Source organism: Pseudomonas sp. NPDC089734 (assembly GCF_044748865.1).
GTDB lineage: Bacteria > Pseudomonadota > Gammaproteobacteria > Pseudomonadales > Pseudomonadaceae > Aquipseudomonas.
The window spans coordinates 2682-4149 of the sequence record NZ_JBIVGV010000041.1 but is presented as its reverse complement, the minus strand read 5'-3'; the positions used below and the strand labels follow the sequence as shown (position 1 = coordinate 4149).

1 rRNA gene (running past one end of the window) is annotated in these 1468 nt (G+C 53.4%); it reads right to left on the bottom strand.

Annotated features, from left to right (window positions below):
- Positions 1 to 101: 101 nt before the first annotated feature.
- A 23S ribosomal RNA gene (locus tag ACIPY9_RS24485) occupies positions 102 to 1468 on the bottom strand (it continues 1263 nt past the right edge of the window).

Here is a 1468-nt window from a genome sequence, read left to right as displayed (position 1 = left end):
ACGTCCCAGCGAATCGGGTATGTGATCGGTTTGTGCGCAAACTTTCGTCTGTCGTCTTCACTCACCATCAACCTGCGCTCTGCAGATTGCTTGGGTGTTATATGGTCAAGCCTCACGGGCAATTAGTATGGGTTAGCTCAACGCCTCACAGCGCTTACACACCCCACCTATCAACGTCGTAGTCTTCGACGGCCCTTCAGGGAACTCAAGGTTCCAGTGAGATCTCATCTTGAGGCAAGTTTCCCGCTTAGATGCTTTCAGCGGTTATCTTTTCCGAACATAGCTACCCGGCAATGCCACTGGCGTGACAACCGGAACACCAGAGGTTCGTCCACTCCGGTCCTCTCGTACTAGGAGCAGCCCCTCTCAAATCTCAAACGTCCACGGCAGATAGGGACCGAACTGTCTCACGACGTTCTAAACCCAGCTCGCGTACCACTTTAAATGGCGAACAGCCATACCCTTGGGACCGGCTTCAGCCCCAGGATGTGATGAGCCGACATCGAGGTGCCAAACACCGCCGTCGATATGAACTCTTGGGCGGTATCAGCCTGTTATCCCCGGAGTACCTTTTATCCGTTGAGCGATGGCCCTTCCATACAGAACCACCGGATCACTAAGACCTACTTTCGTACCTGCTCGACGTGTTTGTCTCGCAGTCAAGCGCGCTTTTGCCTTTATACTCTACGACCGATTTCCGACCGGTCTGAGCGCACCTTCGTACTCCTCCGTTACTCTTTAGGAGGAGACCGCCCCAGTCAAACTACCCACCATACACTGTCCTCGATCCGGATGACGGACCTGAGTTAGAACCTCAAAGTTGCCAGGGTGGTATTTCAAGGATGGCTCCACGCAGACTGGCGTCCACGCTTCAAAGCCTCCCACCTATCCTACACAAGCAAATTCAAAGTCCAGTGCAAAGCTATAGTAAAGGTTCACGGGGTCTTTCCGTCTAGCCGCGGATACACTGCATCTTCACAGCGATTTCAATTTCACTGAGTCTCGGGTGGAGACAGCGCCGCCATCGTTACGCCATTCGTGCAGGTCGGAACTTACCCGACAAGGAATTTCGCTACCTTAGGACCGTTATAGTTACGGCCGCCGTTTACCGGGGCTTCGATCAAGAGCTTCGCTTGCGCTAACCCCATCAATTAACCTTCCGGCACCGGGCAGGCGTCACACCCTATACGTCCACTTTCGTGTTTGCAGAGTGCTGTGTTTTTAATAAACAGTCGCAGCGGCCTGGTATCTTCGACCGGCATGGGCTTACGGAGCAAGTCCTTCACCCTCACCGGCGCACCTTCTCCCGAAGTTACGGTGCCATTTTGCCTAGTTCCTTCACCCGAGTTCTCTCAAGCGCCTTGGTATTCTCTACCCAACCACCTGTGTCGGTTTGGGGTACGGTTCCTGGTTACCTGAAGCTTAGAAGCTTTTCTTGGAAGCATGGCATCAACCACTTCGTGTTCCA